The organism is Methylococcus mesophilus (assembly GCF_026247885.1).
GTDB lineage: Bacteria > Pseudomonadota > Gammaproteobacteria > Methylococcales > Methylococcaceae > Methylococcus > Methylococcus mesophilus.
In genome coordinates this window covers 3424336-3444138 of record NZ_CP110921.1, presented here as the reverse complement: position 1 = coordinate 3444138, position 19803 = coordinate 3424336, and the positions used below count along the sequence as shown (strand labels likewise).

The 19803-nt window shown below is 65.0% G+C and carries 23 protein-coding genes; 15 read left to right on the top strand and 8 right to left on the bottom strand.

Annotated elements, in window-relative coordinates; all coding sequences use genetic code 11:
• The first annotated feature begins 330 nt into the window (after nt 1–330).
• The gene (locus tag OOT43_RS16340; protein WP_266021704.1) at nt 331–1899 is read left to right on the top strand and encodes an alginate export family protein; all 1569 of its coding nucleotides are present in this window, start codon (nt 331–333) and stop codon (nt 1897–1899) included.
• Between the two features lie 12 nt (nt 1900–1911).
• Nucleotides 1912–2130, top strand: a complete 219-nt coding sequence (locus OOT43_RS16335) for a GDCCVxC domain-containing (seleno)protein (RefSeq protein ID WP_266021703.1) — start codon at nt 1912–1914, stop codon at nt 2128–2130.
• On the opposite strand, the gene OOT43_RS16330 is transcribed toward OOT43_RS16335, so the two are convergent.
• The 6 genes from OOT43_RS16330 to OOT43_RS16305 all read right to left on the bottom strand — a co-directional run bounded on the left by OOT43_RS16330 (nt 2119) and on the right by OOT43_RS16305 (nt 6620).
• Entirely contained in the window at nt 2119–2433 is a 315-nt protein-coding gene (locus tag OOT43_RS16330) for a Rieske (2Fe-2S) protein (RefSeq protein WP_266021702.1), read from the bottom strand. The genes OOT43_RS16335 and OOT43_RS16330 overlap by 12 nt on opposite strands.
• A 91-nt stretch (nt 2434–2524) precedes the next feature.
• Nucleotides 2525–4039: a protein adenylyltransferase SelO gene (locus OOT43_RS16325; protein ID WP_266021701.1), complete on the bottom strand. Its 1515-nt coding sequence runs from the start codon at nt 4037–4039 to the stop codon at nt 2525–2527.
• Nucleotides 4040–4043: 4 nt separating this feature from the next.
• A complete protein-coding gene (locus tag OOT43_RS16320; RefSeq protein WP_266021699.1) occupies nt 4044–4937 on the bottom strand; it encodes an NRDE family protein in 894 nt (297 codons plus the stop codon).
• Between the two features lie 173 nt (nt 4938–5110).
• The gene (locus OOT43_RS16315; RefSeq protein ID WP_266021698.1) at nt 5111–5689 is read right to left on the bottom strand and encodes a methylated-DNA--[protein]-cysteine S-methyltransferase; all 579 of its coding nucleotides are present in this window, start codon (nt 5687–5689) and stop codon (nt 5111–5113) included.
• A 1-nt stretch (nt 5690) separates the two neighbouring features.
• Entirely contained in the window at nt 5691–6140 is a 450-nt protein-coding gene (locus OOT43_RS16310) for a hypothetical protein (RefSeq protein WP_266021697.1), read from the bottom strand.
• A gap of 27 nt (nt 6141–6167) precedes the next feature.
• The gene (locus OOT43_RS16305; RefSeq protein ID WP_266021694.1) at nt 6168–6620 is read right to left on the bottom strand and encodes a CBS domain-containing protein; all 453 of its coding nucleotides are present in this window, start codon (nt 6618–6620) and stop codon (nt 6168–6170) included.
• 1001 nt (nt 6621–7621) lie between these two features.
• Here OOT43_RS16305 and OOT43_RS16300 point away from each other — a divergent pair.
• From OOT43_RS16300 to OOT43_RS16245, 12 genes are all read left to right on the top strand, one after another.
• Nucleotides 7622–9259 carry a CTP synthase gene (locus OOT43_RS16300; protein ID WP_266021693.1) on the top strand — a complete coding sequence of 546 codons (1638 nt, stop codon included), beginning with the start codon at nt 7622–7624 and terminating at the stop codon, nt 9257–9259.
• Nucleotides 9256–10107 (top strand): 3-deoxy-8-phosphooctulonate synthase, encoded by an 852-nt coding sequence (kdsA, locus tag OOT43_RS16295; RefSeq protein ID WP_266021692.1) that lies wholly within the window; start codon nt 9256–9258, stop codon nt 10105–10107. Before OOT43_RS16300 ends, kdsA begins: the two co-directional genes overlap by 4 nt.
• An 85-nt stretch (nt 10108–10192) precedes the next feature.
• Nucleotides 10193–11476: a phosphopyruvate hydratase gene (gene eno / locus OOT43_RS16290; protein ID WP_266021690.1), complete on the top strand. Its 1284-nt coding sequence runs from the start codon at nt 10193–10195 to the stop codon at nt 11474–11476.
• A 19-nt stretch (nt 11477–11495) separates the two neighbouring features.
• Nucleotides 11496–11891: a cell division protein FtsB gene (gene ftsB / locus OOT43_RS16285; RefSeq protein ID WP_266021688.1), complete on the top strand. Its 396-nt coding sequence runs from the start codon at nt 11496–11498 to the stop codon at nt 11889–11891.
• Nucleotides 11881–12585, top strand: coding sequence for a 2-C-methyl-D-erythritol 4-phosphate cytidylyltransferase (gene ispD, locus OOT43_RS16280; RefSeq protein ID WP_266021687.1), 705 nt, complete (start codon nt 11881–11883; stop codon nt 12583–12585). Before ftsB ends, ispD begins: the two co-directional genes overlap by 11 nt.
• Nucleotides 12573–13049: a 2-C-methyl-D-erythritol 2,4-cyclodiphosphate synthase gene (gene ispF, locus OOT43_RS16275; protein WP_266021686.1), complete on the top strand. Its 477-nt coding sequence runs from the start codon at nt 12573–12575 to the stop codon at nt 13047–13049. Before ispD ends, ispF begins: the two co-directional genes overlap by 13 nt.
• A complete protein-coding gene (truD, locus tag OOT43_RS16270; protein WP_266021685.1) occupies nt 13046–14110 on the top strand; it encodes a tRNA pseudouridine(13) synthase TruD in 1065 nt (354 codons plus the stop codon). The genes ispF and truD overlap by 4 nt, the downstream gene beginning before the upstream one ends.
• Before the next feature lie 32 nt (nt 14111–14142).
• The gene (arsC, locus tag OOT43_RS16265; protein ID WP_266021684.1) at nt 14143–14493 is read left to right on the top strand and encodes an arsenate reductase (glutaredoxin); all 351 of its coding nucleotides are present in this window, start codon (nt 14143–14145) and stop codon (nt 14491–14493) included.
• Nucleotides 14494–14521: 28 nt separating this feature from the next.
• Nucleotides 14522–15139 carry an NAD(P)H:quinone oxidoreductase gene (gene wrbA, locus OOT43_RS16260; protein ID WP_266021683.1) on the top strand — a complete coding sequence of 206 codons (618 nt, stop codon included), beginning with the start codon at nt 14522–14524 and terminating at the stop codon, nt 15137–15139.
• Between the two features lie 26 nt (nt 15140–15165).
• Entirely contained in the window at nt 15166–15864 is a 699-nt protein-coding gene (hda, locus tag OOT43_RS16255) for a DnaA regulatory inactivator Hda (protein WP_266021682.1), read from the top strand.
• Complete coding sequence (locus OOT43_RS16250) at nt 15861–16784, top strand: ketopantoate reductase family protein (RefSeq protein WP_266021679.1); 924 nt, start codon at nt 15861–15863, stop codon at nt 16782–16784. Before hda ends, OOT43_RS16250 begins: the two co-directional genes overlap by 4 nt.
• A gap of 10 nt (nt 16785–16794) precedes the next feature.
• Nucleotides 16795–17511 carry a class I SAM-dependent methyltransferase gene (locus OOT43_RS16245; protein WP_266021677.1) on the top strand — a complete coding sequence of 239 codons (717 nt, stop codon included), beginning with the start codon at nt 16795–16797 and terminating at the stop codon, nt 17509–17511.
• Nucleotides 17512–17516: 5 nt separating this feature from the next.
• On the opposite strand, the gene OOT43_RS16240 is transcribed toward OOT43_RS16245, so the two are convergent.
• Both OOT43_RS16240 and OOT43_RS16235 read right to left on the bottom strand, forming a co-directional pair.
• On the bottom strand, nt 17517–18305 hold the full coding sequence (locus OOT43_RS16240; protein ID WP_266021675.1) for an RMD1 family protein: 789 nt from the start codon (nt 18303–18305) through the stop codon (nt 17517–17519).
• 10 nt (nt 18306–18315) lie between these two features.
• Complete coding sequence (locus OOT43_RS16235) at nt 18316–19332, bottom strand: tryptophan--tRNA ligase (RefSeq protein WP_266021673.1); 1017 nt, start codon at nt 19330–19332, stop codon at nt 18316–18318.
• Nucleotides 19333–19485: 153 nt separating this feature from the next.
• Between OOT43_RS16235 and OOT43_RS16230 the strand changes: the two genes are divergently transcribed.
• Nucleotides 19486–19803 (top strand): PilZ domain-containing protein, encoded by a 318-nt coding sequence (locus OOT43_RS16230; protein WP_266021671.1) that lies wholly within the window; start codon nt 19486–19488, stop codon nt 19801–19803.

Below are 19803 nucleotides of genomic sequence, written 5' to 3'. Positions count from 1 at the left end.
GCGCCGAACCGGCACCAGCGATTGACCGCTCCCTGCCCGGCGGACGGTGACCGCCACAAATTGCGGCGCGACGCCCCGATATCGTGCTCCGGCCCCGCACCGCGATTCCGCCCTGCCACTCTCACCCCTTGAAAAAACAGATACTTGCATCTATTCGACTCCAGTGGCACCGATAGTGCTTTTGTAATAACTGGATAAAGCGGTATCCCGCGCCAACGGCGGCGCGGACCTTTGAGACAAAGGCGTCTCGCGGTTTTCGGAATGTTCCGGAAAGCGCGGACGCCTTTTTTTATGCGCGAAAGTAAAGCAACCATTCCGGGGGACACGAAAATGGCTCAGACGAATTCGAACCAGGACCAGACCAAGGCAGCGCCCGTATCTTCCGGCGCCTTCGCCCGTCGGTCGAAGACCGCCGGCACGGCCCTTTTGTCGGCTGTGCTGGCTTTGTCCGAGGCCGCTTGGGGAGCGGAGGCGGACAAACAGGCCAAGCCCCCAAGCGCCTTGCCCACAGAATGGGCCGGGCCGGCGGATACCAGGATCAAACTGGAAGTGTTCGACCGCGCCCGTGGCGAATTCGCCGACTGGTTCGGCAATCCCCTGGTCAAGGGGAAGCCCCTCCCTAAGGATTACAGCTACAGCTTCGTGGGCAACAAGTTCCAGTTGGGCCTGCGGGTGACCGGAGAACCCTTCGAGGCCTTCGCCCAGTTCCAGGACACCTACATCGGCGGCCTGCCGACCAATGGCGTCGGCATAGGCGCCGCCTACTATGCCAGCACGCCGTTGAGCACCCAGAACGGCGCCTTTCTGCGGCAGGGCTGGCTGCGGCTGAAGGATATGTTCGGCGTCAACGGCCTGTATCTCAACGGCGGCCGCCAACTGTTTTCCGACGGCCAGCAGGGCCTCGCCCGCCACAAGAACCTGCGCTGGATCCAGGACTACCGCATCGCCCAGCGTCTTATCGGCCCGTTCGAGTATACCCACGCCGGCCGCAGCTTCGACGGCGGCAGCGTCGGCTACCTGACGGACGACCTGGAGGCGGTCGGCTTCGGCTTCATGCCCACCTTCGGCGGCTTCGAGTCGAACGGCATGCCGACCATCGGCAAGGTCAACGTGGCGGGCGCGAGCCTCAGCCTCCGGGATTCGGAAAACGTCGGCAATACCATCGGGCGCCTGTCCTGGTACTACTACTCGGACGACCGGGACATCCTGTTCGTCGACAACCGCCCCCTCGCGGCGCGCGAAAAAGCGGTGGGCCAAGGCTCGGCGATCCACACCATCGGCGGGCACTTGGCACATGCCGAGGAAATCGGCCCCGGCGTGGCGGACGGGACGGTCTACGCCTTCGGCCAGGTCGGCAACTGGCAGAACCAGAATCAGGCGGCGTGGGCCTTCGGCGTCGAAGCCGGCTACCAGTTCAAGGAGGTATGGGCCGCCCCCTGGCTGCGGGCGGGCATCAACAGCGGCTCGGGCGACGATAACCCGGACGACGATACCCACGGCACCTTCTTCCAGATGCTGCCCACGGCCTGGCTGTATGCCCAGTTCCCGTTCTACAACATGATGAACAACCAGGACGTCTTCGTGCAGGGCATCCTGACCCCCGACCCCAAGCTCAGCCTGCGGCTGGATTTCCACGCGCTGCGGGTCAACGCCTCCCAGGATTTCGTGTATTCAGGCTCGGGCGCGACCAACGACACCGTTTTCGGCTATGCGGGCACACCGACGGGCGGTGCCAGCAACCTGGCCTATCTCACCCACGTGATGATCAACCTGAAGCCGATCGACCATCTGGCCTTCAACCTGTTTTACGGCCATGCTTTCGGCCAGAGCATCATCAACAACCAGTACGACGGCAAACAGGGCAATTACGGTTTCCTGGAGGCTATCGTATCGTTCTGAGCGTCAGCACCAATGACTCGAGAATCCCTCCTGACCTGCCCGCGCTGCGGCATTGCCAAACTGGAAACCATGCCGACCGATGCCTGCCTGTACTTCTACGAATGCACCGGCTGCGGGACCGTGCTCCGCCCGAAACCGGGGGATTGCTGCGTGTTCTGTTCCTACGGTTCGGTCAAATGCCCGCCGGCGCAGGCACAGGAGGGAGCGTGCGGTTGCGGCTCAGGCGCCTGACACGTCCACCTGTACCATGCCATTCTCGATCCGCATGGGATATTCCTTCATGCACCAGCCGGCGGGCTGCAGACACTGGCCGCTGCGGCCGTCGAAAACCCAGCCGTGGGCGATGCAGTAAAGAATCCTTCCGTTGAAGTCCCCACGCCCCAGCGACACCCCCTCGTGGGGACAGCGGGCGTCGTAGGCCTTCGGCTCCCCGCCGTCCGGCCACAGAATGACGATTTCCTTCTTGCCCACGGTCAAGGGCACCAGTTCGCCCTCGCCGAGCAGGCTTTGTTTGCACACGTCTTCGAAAGCCACGAGCGTTTCCCCTTTCCACGGGTTGGTCAGAAATGCAGGATGAGCCGACGTCCGGAGGCAGCAGCGGTGCCTCCGTGCGCGGACTCGAATCTCACGAGGAGCAGCTCACCTCGATGTTGCGCATGTAGTCCGGCGGCTCGGCGGCGTAGGCTTCCATGTCGGGCTGCTCGTCGTAAGGGCGGCGCAGCAGCCCGGTCAGCTTGGCGACCTCCGAATAGTCTCCCAGCATGGCTCTGTCGATGGCGATCTGCGCCAGATGGTTGCGCAGCACGTATTTCGGATTCACCCGGTTCATGCGCCCGGCCCTCGCTTCGTCATCGGTATTCTGCTCACTGCGCAGCCGGGCCCTGTAGTCGGCGACCCACGCATCGAAAGCCTTGATGTCGGCGAACGCTTCCCGCACCCCCTTGGCGGGCGCGTCGCTGTCGGCTCGGATCCGGGAGAGCAGACGGAAGCTGCGGGTGAAATCGCCCCGGCTGCGCTGCAGCAGCCCGAGGAATTCGTTGACCAGCCTGCCGTCGCCTTCCCGCAATTCCCTGAGTCCTAGCTTGTCGGCCCAGCCCTGCGTCACGGCATGCTTATAGATGGGTGCATAGTGCCGAAGAATGTCCTGGCCGACTGCCGCCGCCTCCTCCGGCTTCTCGGCCAGCAACGGCGACACCGCCTGCAGCAGGCGCTCGCAATTCCAGCGGCCGATTTCGGGCTGGGCACTGTAGGCATAGCGCCCTTCGTAATCGGAGTGGTTGCAGACGTGGTATTGGCGGAACCGGTCCATGAAGCCGAATGGGCCGTAATCCAGGGTCAACCCGAGCACGGAAAAATTGTCGGTGTTCATCACCCCGTGGCAAAAGCCCAGCAACTGCCATTGCGCGATCAGCCGGGCCGTGCGCTCGACCACTTCCCCCAACCAGGCGGCGTACCGGTCCGGCCGGCCCTGCAGATGCGGAAAATGCTCGGAGATCATATGGTCCGCCAGTCTGGCCATCGGCCCTGTCTTGCCCCGGCCGGCAAAATATTCGAACTGCCCGAAACGCACGAAGCTGGCGGCGGTGCGGCACACCACGGCGGCGTTCTCCACGGTTTCACGCACGACCGGCTGGGACGATGCGACCAAGCTGAGGCAGCGGGTGGTCGGCACCCCTAACGCGTGCATGGCCTCCGACCCCAGGTATTCGCGGATCGACGAGCGCAGCACGGCACGGCCGTCCAGCCCGCGAGAATACGGCGTCGGCCCCGCGCCCTTGAGCTGCAGCTCCACCCGCTCCCCCGCCGGCGACCGTACCTCGGCGATCAGCAGGGCGCGACCGTCGCCCAGTTGCGGCACCCAGTGACCGAACTGATGGCCGGCGTATACGGAAGCCGAAGACGCATATCCCGGCCAAGGCTGATTGCCGGCCAGAATCTCGAGGAATTCGAGACCGCCTTCCGAATCGACACCCAGGTCGCCGGCCAAAGCGGCATTGAAATGAACCATCCTCGGCTCGGGCAGGGGCGTGGCCGCCACCGGCTGGTGGAAGGGTGCCCCGAGCCGCGCATAGGCAGGCGCGAGCGGCAGGTCGGCGGGCTCCAACGGACAAGACTGCGACGGCTGCATCATGGCGGACATGAGATCAGCCCTCCGCGCTGCCGGAAAAAACCGCGGGGTCCATGTCCCACTCCTCGAGGACCCGGCCCGTTTCGGCGCCGCCAGCGTCGAAGCTGCGCTCCTCGAAGCGGACATGGCCGTCACGCGCCATCACCAGCACCGTACTGGAGCGCGTGCCGTACTCTCCGCCTGCCACGAAGCAGGCGGAGAGCCGTTCCTCCTCTTCCGGCCCGATCCCGGTGTCCGGCAAACCTCGGCTATAAGTCGTGCGATCGGCCAGCAACGCGAAACCGGCTGTGGCAAAATCCTCGGCACTCACGCAAGAGCCGGCCGGCCTCGGCAGCTCAGCGGCGCCGTGCTCCTTGACCTTGGCCAGCTCGATGTGACCATCGAGCAACATCTTGAAACCGCCATGACTCAGGATGTAGCCGCCGAACACGGTATTGAGCCAAGAACACTTGGGCCAGGGCTCGTCGAGCAGTCCGTTGGACAAGGTGTGGATGCCCGGCGTGAGAGCGATCGGCAGGCGCGAGCGGGTGCCGGCATAGAACACCTGGCGAGGCGAACCCAGCAACAGGTTGTAAGGCGCGTGATCGCCCTTGGAGCGGATGAAGCGTCGCGCGTGCACCGTGGGATCTTCGCCGGATTCAAGATAATCCAGCGGCAGCCGGCCGCGTGAAGGCGCGCCGGGGGCCGGCGACGAACCGTCGCGGTATCCCGTCACCAGAGAGAAACGTCCCTCGCGCGTCACCGCCAACCAGGTACCGCCGTGCACTTCGTCTTCGCCGGCCAGACACTCCGGCTCGCGCGTCCACCAGCCGGCTGCCGAGGTGGGGCGGTCATGCCGCTCGTCGCGGTTGGCGATCAACGCCAGGGGAAAGTCGGGGTGGGCACCCCAGGCGATTGCGGTCACGCTCATCGAGTATTCGCTTCGGGAAATGGTGGACGGGATTACCCGTCTGAAGCGATTTGCATGCCAAAGGAAAGGCGTCCCTTCCCCATTGATTTTATGGGAAATCCACAGCGACCACTTGTCCTAAACCGTACAAAGAGCCCGATCCGGCCGGCGCCCCCCTGGTCGTGTCCGCGCGGCTAGCCTCCCGATGCCCCTGGGACGACACCTTCGATCTGTAGCATCCTGGCCTTGGTCGCGATGCCGCCGTGAGCCGAAAATCCGCCGAGTTTCCCGCTCGCCCCCAGAATCCTGTGGCAGGGAATGATGAGCGGGACAGGGTTGCGTCCCAGCGCCTGGCCCACAGCGCGGGCCGCCGAGGGCCGCTTCAAGACACGAGCCAATTCGCCGTATGTGCGGACCTCGCCGGCGGGGATGTTCCGGGCCGCCGCATAAACGGCCAGGGCAAACGGCCCCGCGCCTTCCGGCTCCACCCGAACCTCGCTGAAATCCTGCAGATCGCCCCGGAAATGCCGCCTGACCTTCTCGATCACCTCCGCGATCGCCGGCGGCGGGGCGGCCGCTTGCGCCGCCCTTGTCCGTTCGGCAAGGATTGAATCGGTGTCGGCCGCCGTAGCCTCCGGAAGCTGAAACCGGGTGACGGCAGGCGCCGCATCGGCACCATCAGCCTCGCGCCAGGCGATCCCGCAGACGCCGATAGCCGTATCGAACAGACAGTAAGCCATGGGCTTCATGAATTTGGACCCAACGGTGCGCATCCTATTTCGTTTCCTTCAATCGATTGCCCTTCAGCACCAGCCGGACAGCACCGTTGATGCTGGGGCAACAACTGGGATCGCTGTCGGCGTATTCCTTCGTACGGAGCTGGATGGAACCGTTCGCCACGGCGAGCATATCGACGTCCCGCCAGCCTTTGCCGCCGACCTCCCGATGAGTCCGCTGACGCAGCCCGGACCGGACTAAGCTGAACACCGCCAGATACTGCCGGTAGGCATTGGTACCGTGGAATCCCTCCAGGGTATAGAGAACCGCGACATCTTCCTTGCCATCGCCGTTCAAGTCACCTCGGCCAAGCTGGCGCGCTTCCTTGTATTCGACGCCGGCCGTTTTCCGGGCCTGGTCCCGGATGAAGCGCTCGACGACCGGCATCGTGTCCGAAAGGCCCGGCAATGGCAGACACGCCAGAGTCAAAGCGAGCAGGTATTTCACGTGTCGGGCCCGAATTCCGGCGCGCGGTCAGGCGCCGCGTGTCCGCTCTTCCCGCCCCTGTTCCCGGCCGAGCAACTTGGCCAGTTCTCCCAGTTCGGCGGAAAGGATTTCCAGATAGTCGTCGGCGCTGACGATTCCAGCCAAGACGCCCCGATCATCGACGACGGGAATCCGCCGCACGCCGCTCGCGCGCATGCGTTGCAGCGTTTCCCACAACCCATCCTGTTCGCGCGCGGTCACGAGTTCGAAGCTCATGACATCGCCGACCGTCACCGCTTCGGGGGCTACTTCCTCCGCCAGGATCTCGACCACCAGATCCCGGTCGGTCAGGATCCCGACAGGCTTGCAGCCGTGCTCGGACTCTTCCACCACCACGACGCTGCCGACATGATGCTGGCGCATCACCTTGGCGGCTTCCACGATCGTGTCACCCTTCTTGACGATCACGGTATCTCGAATGCAGAACTGACCGATGGACATGTTTGCTCCTCGCTGAGTCGCTGTAGTGAAACTGCTTGGAAGTCGAGCACCGGGCCGCTGGCCATGAGCTCACTCGCCCGCAGCCCCCGCTTCCGTGCTCGATTGTCGGCTATTCCGCTCCAGTGCGGCAACCATCGGAGAGAGATAAATCGGCATACATCCTGCATATAGGAATCCATGCCGGACATCCGGACCGTCAAGCAAAGGTGGAATATGGACACAATCAAAACAGCAACTTACATCAGAAGCCGAAAGAAAGGCCGCGGTCTTTCCCCCGATCACACTGCGGCAAATGACCCTTCGGCCCTCCCCGGCGCAACCGCTTTCGGCGACACCCGCCTGTCTCGGGTGATCGAAGATTCTTTGTCCGATCTGACGGAAGCAGTCAGCCCTGGACCTTCGGTAACACTGGATGCAGAGACCGCAGCGCCCGCCGGATCTTTGCGGAAACGGAAGCAGGCGCTGAGGCGGTGAAATATTGCAACACATTGATTTAGCTTGACCGCGGCATCCCGGCGGTTGGGGAACGGCTGCGGTCATCCCGGCCAATCTTCCAGCATCAAGCCGGGGGGGCGGGCGAACTCCCCGGTGTCCTGAGTCACCTGTGTCATACCGCGGCCAGGGCAATGGCGCCGATTTGCAGGTCGTACGGGCCGATCGGCGTGCTTTGGCCAGCCAGGAAGCGCGGATCTTGCCGAAACGCCGTGGCGCTTCGCCGGCGAAAGGGGAACTCGGCAACCATGACAGCAATGTCAGCAATCGCTCTTGGCGGGTATCGGTTTGGTCCGGGTTGAGGTGAACCGCCTGGATTCGTTGCCAATTGCGGGTGGCTCCGCGCGTAGCGCTGCCCACCCCTCACCGACGCTCCCACACCCCCGCCCGTGACGTCCCCCCACGCCTTTGGTTAAAATACCGGTATTGTCCGTGCCACCCAGCCGATACCGATGGGTGCCCCCCGAGCCCTCCCGGACATCTCCTCAATCGCACAGATTCGAGCTTTCATGACGAAATACATCTTCATCACCGGCGGAGTCGTTTCGTCGCTGGGCAAAGGCATTGCCGCATCCTCCCTCGCCGCCATCCTCGAGGCGCGCGGGCTGAAAGTGACGCTGACGAAACTCGATCCTTACATCAACGTCGATCCGGGCACCATGAGCCCGTTCCAGCACGGTGAGGTGTTCGTGACCGAGGACGGCGCCGAGACCGACCTCGACCTCGGCCATTACGAACGTTTCGTCCGCACCACCATGGGCAAGACGAACAGCTTCACCACCGGCCAGATCTATGAGAACGTCATCCGCAAGGAACGCCGCGGCGAGTACCTGGGCGCCACCGTGCAGGTCATTCCCCACATCACCGACGAGATCAAGCGCGGCATCCGCCTCAGCGCGGAAGGGTATGACGTAGCGCTGATCGAGATCGGCGGCACGGTCGGCGACATCGAATCCCTGCCCTTCCTGGAGGCGATCCGCCAGATGCGGGTCGATCTGGGCGACGAACGCTCGCTGTTCATCCATCTGACCCTGGTGCCCTACATCTCCAGCGCCGGCGAGCTGAAGACCAAACCGACCCAGCATTCGGTCAAGGAACTGCGCACCATCGGCATCCAGCCGGATATCCTGATCTGCCGCTCGGACCGACCCATCCCGAAGAGCGAATGCCGCAAGATCGCGCTGTTCACCAACGTGCAGGAAGATGCTGTCATCGCCTCGGTCGACGCCGATACCATCTACCGGATTCCCAGCCTGCTGCACGAGCAGCAGCTCGACGAGATCGTGGTGCGCAAGCTGCGGCTCGACGCCGGCCCCGCCGACCTGAGCGAATGGCATCATGTGGTCGATGCGCTCAAGAATCCGGAACGCTCGGTCACCATTGCCATGGTGGGCAAGTACGTCAACCATTCCGACGCCTACAAGTCCCTGAGCGAAGCCCTGGTCCATGCCGGCATCCATACCCGCACCCGGGTCGACATCCGCTTCATCGAGTCCGAAGAAATCGAGGATCACGGTACCGACGCGCTGGAAGGGGTCGATGCCATCCTGGTACCGGGCGGCTTCGGCGAGCGCGGCATCGAAGGCAAGATCGCCACGGTGAAATACGCCCGCGAGAACCGTATCCCCTACCTCGGCATCTGCTTAGGGATGCAGGTGGCCGTGATCGAATTCGCCCGCAACGTGGCCCGGCTGGAAGGCGCGCACAGCACCGAGTTCCTGCCCTCCTCGCCGCACCCGGTCATTGCCCTGATCACCGAGTGGAAGACCGAGGCCGGCAGCACCGAATACCGCAGCGGCAATTCGGACCTGGGCGGCACCATGCGTCTGGGCGGACAGAAATGCCGGCTGATACCCGACACCCTGGCCCACCGCACCTACGGCAAGGATGTGATCACCGAACGGCACCGCCACCGCTACGAATTCAACAACCATTACCTCAAGACGCTGGAAGCGGCGGGCCTGCGGGTCTCCGGCAAGTCGCTGGACGGCCGCCTGGTCGAAATGGTGGAAATTCCCGGCCACCCCTGGTTCCTGGCCTGCCAGTTCCATCCCGAATTCACCTCCACGCCGCGCGGCGGCCACCCGCTGTTCAGCGGCTTCGTCCGCGCGGCCTGCGCCCATAGCGAGGACACGGCATCATCATGAGCAACATCGAAGGATCGGCCCGGCCGTTCGAACTCTGCGGCTTCCCCGTCGGCCTGGAACATCCGCTGTTCCTGATCGCCGGCACCTGCGTCATCGAAAGCGAGCAGTTGGCGCTGGACACCGCCGGAACGCTGAAAGAGCTCACCGGCGCCTTGGGCATCCCGTTCATCTACAAGTCCTCCTTCGACAAGGCCAACCGCTCCTCCCATGCGAGCTACCGCGGTCCCGGCATGGAAGAGGGTCTGCGCATCCTGGCCGAGGTCAAACGCCAGATCGGAGTGCCGGTGCTGACCGACGTGCACGAGGACACGCCGCTGCAGGAAGTCGCCTCGGTGGTGGACGTGCTGCAGACGCCGGCCTTCCTGTGCCGCCAGACCAATTTCATCCAGAACGTCGCCAGCGCCGGCAAACCGGTCAACATCAAGAAGGGCCAGTTCCTGGCGCCCTGGGACATGAAGCACGTCTCCGCCAAGGCGCTCGCCACCGGCAACCGCCATGTCATGGTGTGCGAACGAGGGGTATCCTTCGGCTACAACAACCTGGTGTCGGACATGCGCTCGCTGGCCATCATGCGCGAGACCGGCTGCCCGGTGGTCTACGACGCCACCCATTCGGTGCAGCTGCCGGGTGGACAGGGCACCGCGTCCGGCGGCCAGCGCGAGTTCGTGCCGGCACTGGCCCGCGCCGCCGTAGCGGTGGGCATCTCTGGCCTGTTCATGGAAACCCATCCCGACCCCGACCGCGCCCTGAGCGACGGCCCCAATTCCTGGCCGCTGGACCGCATGAAAGAATTGCTGGAGCTGCTGGCTTGCCTCGACCGCACGGTCAAGGCAAGCCCCCTGCTGTAATCCAGGCCGCATAACATCGGCATCCGGGACGCGCGTCCTCGCATCGCCGGCCCGAACAACCCAACGCATACCCATTGGTGATCCCATGAGCAAGATCGTTGACATCCTGGCCCGGGAGATTCTGGATTCCCGCGGCAACCCGACCATCCAGGCGGAAGTGATCCTGGATTCCGGTGCCGAAGGCAGCGCCATGGTGCCCTCGGGCGCCTCGACCGGCGCCCGCGAGGCCATCGAGCTGCGCGACGGCGACACCTCGCGCTACCTCGGCAAAGGCGTACTCAAAGCCGTCGAAAACGTGCGCGGCCCGATCAAGGCCGCGCTGACCGGCATGGACGCGGAGGACCAGGCGGCGATCGACCGGCGCATGATCGAACTCGACGGCAGCGAAAACAAGGGCGTGCTCGGCGCCAACGCCATCCTGGCGGTGTCGCTGGCGGCCGCCCGTGCCGCCGCGGCCGATGCAAAAAAACCGCTGTACGCCTACCTCAACCGCAGCGGCGAATTCCTGCTGCCGGTGCCGATGATGAACATCATCAACGGCGGCGCCCATGCCGACAACAGCATCGACATGCAGGAGTTCATGATCCTGCCGGTAGGCGCGCCGAGCTTCCGCGAGGCCCTGCGCTACGGCGCAGAAGTGTTCCACGCCCTGAAGAAAGTGCTGTCGGACCGCGGGCTCGCCACCGGCGTGGGTGACGAAGGCGGCTTCGCGCCGAACCTGCCGTCCAACGAGGCCGCCATCGGCATCATCATGGAAGCCATCGAAAAGGCCGGCTACCGGCCCGGCGAGGACATCTGCCTGGGGCTGGACGTCGCCAGTTCGGAGTTCTATTCGGAAGGCCTCTACACCTTGGGCTCGGAAGGCAAGCAGTTCACCTCGGAAGAATTCTCGGACTATCTGGCCGCCTGGGTCGACAAGTATCCCATCGTCAGCATCGAGGACGGCATGGCGGAAAACGACTGGCACGGCTGGGGCATCCACACCGATAAGCTGGGCCGCCGTATCCAACTGGTCGGCGACGATTTGTTCGTGACCAACCCGGCCATCCTTAGCCAAGGCATCGAGGCCAGGATCGCCAATTCGATCCTGATCAAGGTCAACCAGATCGGCACTTTGACCGAAACCCTGGAAGCCATCCGCATCGCCGGGGAAGCCGGCTACACCGCGGTCGTGTCCCACCGCTCCGGGGAAACCGAGGACTCCACCATCGCCGACATCGCCGTCGCCACCTGCGCCGGCCAAATCAAGACCGGCTCGCTCAGCCGCTCCGACCGCATCGCCAAGTACAACCGGCTGCTCAAGATTGAGGAACAGCTCGGCGAGACGGCGCGCTACGGCGGCCGCAGCGTCATCAAGAATCTGGCCTGAACCGCAGCCCGGAGCCGGGGTGAGGAAACTGATTGCGTTCCTGCTGGTGCTGATCGCCCTGCTTCAGTACCGGCTGTGGTTCGGCGACGGCAACCTGCGGGAAATGCGCCGGCTGCAGGAACGCATCGTGGAGCTCACCGAGGAAGGCGAGAAACGGCGGCAGCGCAACGCGGCACTGGAGGCCGAGATTGTGGACCTCAAGGAGGGCACGGACGCCATCGAGGAATATGCGCGGCGGGATCTGGGTATGATCAAGGAAGGCGAAACCCTGGTGCAGATCATCGACGCCGCGCATCCTACCCCCAGCCCGGAGCCGACGCCGCCGCCCCGCAAACCGCGCAAGCCGGCGACACCGGCCCCCGCCGCCACCGACCCGAAGAGCGGCGAAGCCGAACCTCCGGCACATGAGCACTGACACGCGCTTCTGGATCGTGATCCCCGCCGCCGGCGTGGGCAAACGGATGGGAGCCGACGTTCCCAAGCAATACCTGGAGGTGGCCGGCAAGCCGGTGCTGCAGCACACCGTCGAACGCCTGCTCGCGGTACACCGGGTGTCGGCCGTCATGGTTGCGCTGGACGCGGACGACGAGTTCTGGCCGGAGCTGCCGTGCTCGCGCGAGCCGCGGGTGCTGACGGCGACCGGCGGCAAGGAGCGCGCCGACTCGGTGCTGAACGCCCTGGCCGCCCTGGCCGCCCACGCCGCGGACGACGACTGGGTGCTGGTGCACGATGCTGCCCGGCTCTGCATTACCCCTGCGGACGTGGAACGCCTGATGGAAATCCTGGAAGATCATCCGGTGGGCGGTATCCTGGCGCTGCCGGTCACCGACACCCTCAAGGAAGTCGAAAACGGCACGATCCAGGGCTCCCCGGACCGCAGCCGCATCTGGCGGGCCCTTACGCCGCAGATGTTCCGCTACCGGGCTCTCAGGGAGGCGCTGGAATCCGCGGCCAAACACGAGCTGACGGTGACGGACGAGGCCAGCGCGCTGGAACTGCTCGGACAATCCCCCAGGGTGGTCGAAGGACGGCCCGACAACATCAAGATCACTCGGCCGGAGGACCTCCCCCTGGCCGCCTTCTATCTGGAGCGACAATGTTTCGAATAGGCCAAGGTTACGATGCCCACCGTTTCAAGGAGGGCGACCACGTCGTGCTGTGCGGCGTGAAGATCCCGTTCGACCGGGGATTCGCCGCCCATTCCGACGGCGACGTGGCGCTGCACGCGCTGTGCGATGCGCTCCTGGGGGCGGCCGCTCTCGGCGATATTGGCCGCCACTTTCCCGACACCGACACCCGCTACAAAGGCATCGACAGCCGCCTGCTGCTGCGCGAGGTCCGACAGAAGGTGGCCGAGCAGGGTTATAGCATCGGCAACTTGGACGTGACCGTCGTGGCCCAGGCGCCGCGGCTGGCCGCGCACATCCAGGCGATGCGCGAGAACGTCGCCCAGGACCTGGAAATCCCCATCGGCTGCATCAACGTCAAGGCGACGACCACCGAAGGCATGGGTTTCGAAGGACGCGGCGAAGGCATTTCGGCGCACGCGGTCGCCTTGCTCGTCGGCCGATGAGCGAAACCATTTCCCGCTTCGGACTCGACGAGCTGCCGCTGGCACACGGCGAAGTGACATGCCGCGGCCGCATCCGGGTCTCTCCGGAAGACTTCCGGGTCGACGAAATCCTCGGCTTCGAACCGACCGGCCAGGGCGAGCACGCCTTCCTGCTCATCCGTAAGACCGGGGAGAACACCGACCACGTGGCGCAACGGATCGCCAAACTGGCCGGCGTCAAGCCGATGGACGTGGGCTATGCCGGCCTCAAGGACCGCCATGCCGTCACCACCCAGTGGTTCAGCGTGGGACTGCCCGGCAAACCCGATCCCGACTGGAGCGCGCTGGAAAGCGAAAGCATCGCCGTACTGCGCCACACCCGGCACGACCGCAAGCTCAAACGCGGCGCCCTGGAAGGCAACCGCTTCCGCATCGTCGTGCGGGAACTCGAAGGCGCGTGCGGCGGCCTGGAAGCGCGCTGCGCCGCGATCGGCGCGGCCGGCGTGCCGAACTATTTCGGCCCGCAGCGATTCGGCCACGGCGGCCGCAATCTGCAGGAGGCGCTGCGGCTGTTCGCCGATCCGCGCCGCCGCATCGACCGCAACAAGCGCTCGCTGTACCTGTCGGCGGCGCGCTCCTATTTGTTCAACCGCATCCTCGCCCGCCGGGTCGAGAACGGCAGCTGGAACCGGGCGGTCGAGGGCGACGCCTTCATGTTCACCGGCTCCAACAGCTTCTTCAAGGCGGACAGCTTGGACGAAGACATCGAGCGACGCATCGAAGCGCTGGCGATCCATCCCAGCGGCACGCTGTGGGGCACCGGCGATCCGGCGATTTCCGGCGCTGCGCTCGAAATGGAGCGGGAAGCCCTGGCACAATGCGGCGAGTTCTGCGAAGGCCTGGAGCGCTGCGGCCTCGAGCTGGCCCACAGGGCCCTGCGGCTGCCGGTGCCGGACCTCGAATTCGCGCCGATGGACACCGATGCCTGCGAGCTGGCGTTCTCCCTGCCCGCCGGCGCCTATGCCACCACGGTGCTGCGGGAACTCGTCGAGTTCGACGCCCAGAGTCTGCCCGACGCCTGATCGCCTTGCACAACCCCGGAGGAAACCACACCATGTCCGTGACCATCTACCACAACCCGCGCTGCAGCAAGTCGCGGGAAACCCTGAAACTGCTGCAGAACCGCGGCATCGAACCCACCGTCGTCGAATATCTGAAAACGCCGCCCGACGCGGCGAAGCTCCGCGAGCTGGTGGGTCTCTTGGGCATCCCGCCGCGTCAGTTGCTGCGCAAGGGCGAGGCCCCGTACAAGGAACTGGAGCTGGCGAATCCGGAACTTGGCGATGAAGCGCTGATCGAAGCCATGGCCGGCCATCCGGTGCTGATCGAACGCCCGATCGTCGTGGCCAACGGCAAGGCGGCGCTGGGCCGACCGCCGGAGAACGTGCTGGCCATCCTCGACTGACCACTTTTTCCCATTCCCCCCGACATACATGACCGACTCGAAGCGCCGCAGCGCCGAAATCCTGATCCTCTATTACAGCCGCCACGGCTCCACCGCCGACATGGCGCGCATGATCGCCCGCGGCGTCGAAGAAGTCCCGGACACGGTGGCCAAACTGCGCACCGTGCCGGAGGTCTCCGCCGTAAGCGAGGCGACGGCGCCCGCCGTTCCTTCCGACGGACCTCCGTATGCCACGCTGGACGACCTCAAGCATTGCGACGGCTTGGCCCTGGGCAGCCCAACCCATTTCGGCAACATGGCCGCGCCGCTCAAGCATTTCCTGGACAATACCAGCGCCCTGTGGTTTTCCGGCACGCTCTCCGGCAAGCCGGCCGGGGTGTTCACCTCCACCGCTTCCATGCACGGTGGCCAGGAGGCGACCCTGCTTACCATGCTGCCGCCGCTCCTGCATCACGGCATGATCCTGGTCGGCATCCCCAGCAGTGAAGCCGCCCTGCACAAGACCCGCAGCGGCGGCACGCCCTACGGCCCCAGCCGCCACACCGGCGATGCCTCGCCGCTGAGCGACGAGGAACGGGCCCTCTGCCGCGCTTTCGGCGCGCGCCTGGCGCGGGTCGCCAAGGCGCTGAAAAACGCGGCCGAATAAGCGCCAAGGACATACGCGGCCGCCCTATGGCCCAGCAGATTCCGCTGCATTTCGCCGTCGATCCGCTGCAGACCTTCGAAGCGTATTGCGCGGGCCCGAACGCCGAAGCGGCGGCAGCCGCGCGGCGCTGCGCCCGAGGCGAGGGCGACGCGCTGCTCTATCTCTGGGGCGAGACCGGCCTGGGCAAGACCCACCTCATCAACGCCGCCTGCCGCGAGGCGTTCCACAGCGGACGCAGCGCCGCCTGCCTGCCGCTGGCGCTGGTCGGCGAGTACGGCCCGGCCGTGCTGGACGGGATGGAAAACCAGAACCTGGTCTGCCTGGACGACATCGAAAGGATCGCCGGCCGCGACGACTGGGAGCGGCAGCTTTTCGGGCTGTTCAACGCACTGCGCGACGCCGGAAACACCCTGCTGGTGACCGCTTCGATGCCCCCCGCGGAACTGCCCGTCGCCCTGCCGGACCTCAAGACCCGCCTGGCCTGGGGGCTCGTTATACGGCTCCATCCGCTGGCGGACGAGCAAAAGCTGGCGGCGCTGGAACGGCGGGCCGGCATGCTGGGGCTCGAACTGAGTCCCCAGGTCGGCCGGTTCCTGCTCTCGCACTGCCGCCGGGACATGGCCTCGCTGCAAGCGCTGCTGGAAGAGCTGGACCACGCCACCCTGGCTGCCAAACGCAGGCTCACCATCCCTTTCATCAAGAGCTACCTGGAACACATCGCATGAACCTACTCGTGATCGGCACCGGCGCCATCGGCAGCTTCTACGGTTCCCTGCTCGCCAAGACCGGCCACAGCGTGGCGGTGGTCGCCCGCTCCGACTACGAGGCCGTGAAGGCCAGAGGCATCCATATTCGCAGCGAAACGCTGGGAGATTACACCTTCCGGCCGGCGGCGGTCGTCCGCTCCGCCGCCGAGCTCGAAGCCAAGCCCGATTGCGCGCTGCTGTGCATCAAGGTAGTCGAAGGCGCCGATCGGGTCGGACTGCTGCGCGACGCCGTCGGCCCCGGCACCAGCATCGTCTTGATTTCTAATGGCATCGACATCGAACCGGAAATCGCCGCTGCGTATCCCGACAACGAACTCGTCAGCGGCCTGGCCTTCATCGGCGTCACCCGCACCGCGCCCGGCGAAATCTGGCACCAGGCCTACGGCCGGCTGATGCTGGGCAACTACCCCGGCGGCGCCTCGGAACGAGTCAAGGCGCTGGCCGCGTCGTTCGAACTGGCCGGCATCAATGGCGTCGCCACCGAAAACATCACCACCGCGCGCTGGCAGAAATGCGTCTGGAACGCCGCCTTCAACCCGCTGTCGGTGCTCTCCGGCGGCCTCGATACCCTGGACATCCTGTCGACCCAGGAGGGTTTCGTCCGGGCGATCATGCAGGAAATCCGCGCCGTAGCCGCGGCCAACGGCCATCCGCTGCCGGGGGACATCGTCGAGAAGAACGTCGCCAGCACCTACAAGATGCCGCCGTACAAGACCAGCATGCTGGTCGACTTCGAAGCCGGCCAGCCGATGGAGACGGAAGCCATCCTCGGCAACGCGGTGCGCGCCGGTCAGCGGGCCGGCGTGGCGATTCCGCATCTGGAATCCGTCTATGCCCTGATGAAGCTCAGGGAACTACAAACCGTCAAAAGCCGTTAGGGAATCCGCCATGACCTCGACCGCACACCGCGACGCCGCCGAAATCTTCATCGACACCTGGTCGCTCTATGGCCGCGTCGTCTCCCATAACTACATGTATCACCGGGAGATCTTCGCCGATGTGGGCAACTATCTCAGGACACGCTTCGGCGGCGCTGGCATTTCGGTCTGCGACCTCGGCTGCGGCGATGCGCGCCACTTCTCCGGCGCCCTGAGGGAACTGAACGTCCGCTCCTATCAGGGCTGCGACCTCTCGGAAACCGCGCTGGCCCAGGCCCGGGCCAATGTCGCCTCCCTGGGCCTGGACGCGGAGCTGGCCTGCGCCGACTTGAGCGATTATCTGCGGGACTGCACCGAGCGATTCGACCTGGTGTTTTCCAGCTTCGCCCTGCATCACCTGACCACGGAAGAAAAGGGCGAAGCGTTCCGAGAGGTTTCCAGGAACCTCCAGCCCGGCGGTGTGTTCCTCCTGGTGGACGTCGCCCGCAATGAGGACGAGTCGCACGACGCCTACATGCAGGCGGCCTGCGACTGGATGCGGAAGGAATGGCATGACTTCTCGCCGGAAGAGATGGCCACGATCTGCGATCACGTCACCGGCAACGATCTGCCCGAAACCGTATCCACCCTGGCGCGGCTGGCTACGGCCGCCGGGCTGTCCGCACCCGAACCGGTCAACCGGTACCGCTGGCTCCACATCCTGGCCTTCGGGAAACCGCCCGGCTGATAAGCTCAGCTCAGCTTTTCGTACAGGCTCAGCGCGATCTCGACGACGATCAGGATGACGATGTACCACTCGACCCTGAGCACCTGGCGGTGGTTCAACAGATCGAGATAGGTCTCGGCGGTGCGCGAAATGAGTTCGAGCTTGCGCGACAGCGCCCTGTCCCGGTCGCGCAGTTCGTATTCGGTCGCCAGGCGCTCGTAGAGCTGGTCGAGCTGGGGATCGTCCCAGACGATCTCCGGCTTTTCCGCGACCTCGACCCGCCCCACCATGCGCCCCATGATAGACAGAGCCTTGCCGATTTCATTGAGGATTTCGCGCTTGCCGCGGGCGGGTCCGGCAGCGCGGGTCAGGCGCTGGGCAATCTGCTCGATCCGGTCGAATTCCTCCGCCACGTTGCGCTCGTAGTAGGACAGGACGCAGCTCTTGGCCAGGACGTGGGCGACAACCTGCAAGCGGGCGACCGACGCCTCGCGCAAAACCAGACGGCCTTCGCTGTCCAGCCGCTCCGGCAGTTCCGGGTGGATCAGGAGGTCAACCTCCTCCAGCTCGGGTTCCGGCAAGGGATGGTGGACGGTCGCACGCAGGCCTTGGAGGATTTCCGCTTCCTGCTCGGCACTGAGCCCGACCAGCACCACGACGCCGAAACGGAACGTGATCCGGTAGCCTTCGCGCCCGACCAACAGGGTCAGAGGTCCCAGTGCGACCGCCCCGCCCCGTTCGATCTCCCGGTAGTCGATGCGGCTGCCGAGGAACCAGGCGCGGGCGCGGATCACCCGTTCGGCGCCGGCAGCCATGGCGAAAAAATCAGCTCCCCAGCGGCCGGATGCCCACGGACTCCCGGATCCGCTGCATGAACGGGACGGCATGGGCCCGCGCCTTGGCCGCGCCGGCCCGGAGCTCCTGTTCGATCCGTTCCGGTTCCTGGATCAGCGCCTCGTAGCGCTCGCGGGCCGTAGCGAGGTGGTCGTTCAAGTATTCGTACAGCTTGTTCTTCATGTCGCCCCAGCCGATGCCCTCGGCGTACCAGTGCCGGGCTTCCTCGACCTCGTGCCGGTTGGCGAAGGCCTGGTAGATCGAGAACAACGTGCAACCGGCGGGATCCTTGGGCTCGCCCGGAAGCTGGGAATTGGTCTTGATTTTCATGATGAGCTTGCGCAACTGCTTTTCCGGCGCGAACAGCGGAATGGTGTTGTCGTAGCTCTTGCTCATCTTGCGGCCGTCCAGCCCCTGGAGCACCGCGGTCTCCTCGCCGACCACGGCCTCCGGCAGCACGAAATGCTCACCGAAGATGTGGTTGAAGCGCTGGCCGATATCGCGTGCCATCTCGATGTGCTGTACCTGGTCGCGTCCGACCGGCACCTTGTGGGCGTTGAACATGAGGATGTCCGCCGCCATGAGCACGGGATAGTTGAACAGCCCCATGGTGACGCCCTTGTCGAGATCGGCCTCGTCCGCTTCCTGGTTGGCCTGCACCGCGGCTTTGTAGGCATGGGCACGGTTCATCAGGCCCTTGGCGGTCACGCAGGTCAGCATCCAGGTCAGTTCGACGATTTCCGGGACATCCGACTGGCGGTAGAACACGGCGTTCTGGGTATCGAGCCCCAGGGCCAGCCAGCTCGCGGCGATTTCCAGGGTCGATTGCCTTACCCGTTCGGGATCGTGGCATTTGATCAAGGCGTGATAATCGGCCAGGAAATAATAAGGCTGCACGCTTTGATCCCGGCTCGCCTCGATGGCGGGCCGGATGGCGCCGACGTAATTGCCGAGATGGGGAGTCCCGGTGGTAGTGATGCCGGTCAGGACGACTGATTTGGTGCTCATGCGGACGAAGTGGTGGAAAAAACGGCAAGAAACGGCGCGCCCGGCGGCGCGGGCGGCACTATGACACAAAACTCCGGGCACTGCCACACGCGGACGGGGCTCAAAACCACCATCCCGCGCCCCATTCGTTTAGAATACGCCCCCGAGACAACCATGAGGGGCGAGCCTATGCCGGATTTCATCGAGAGACGCCGCTCTCGACGCATACCAGTCAGCTATCCGATCAAGTACAAGATCGCGGGAGAGGACGAAGAACGCGCCGGCGTATGCGTCAACATCAGCGGCTCCGGCATCCTGTTCCGGACCGATGAAATCATCGAGCCGGGCCGCGCCCTGGAAATCCGCATCGAGCCGGACAACCGGCTCGCCCCCCCCCTGACGGCCAACATTGAGGTGGTACGCTGCACCCCTGCGCCGGAACCCGGCTTCCACCATGTGGCCGGCGCCATCAAGGGGATCAAGAGCGAATAA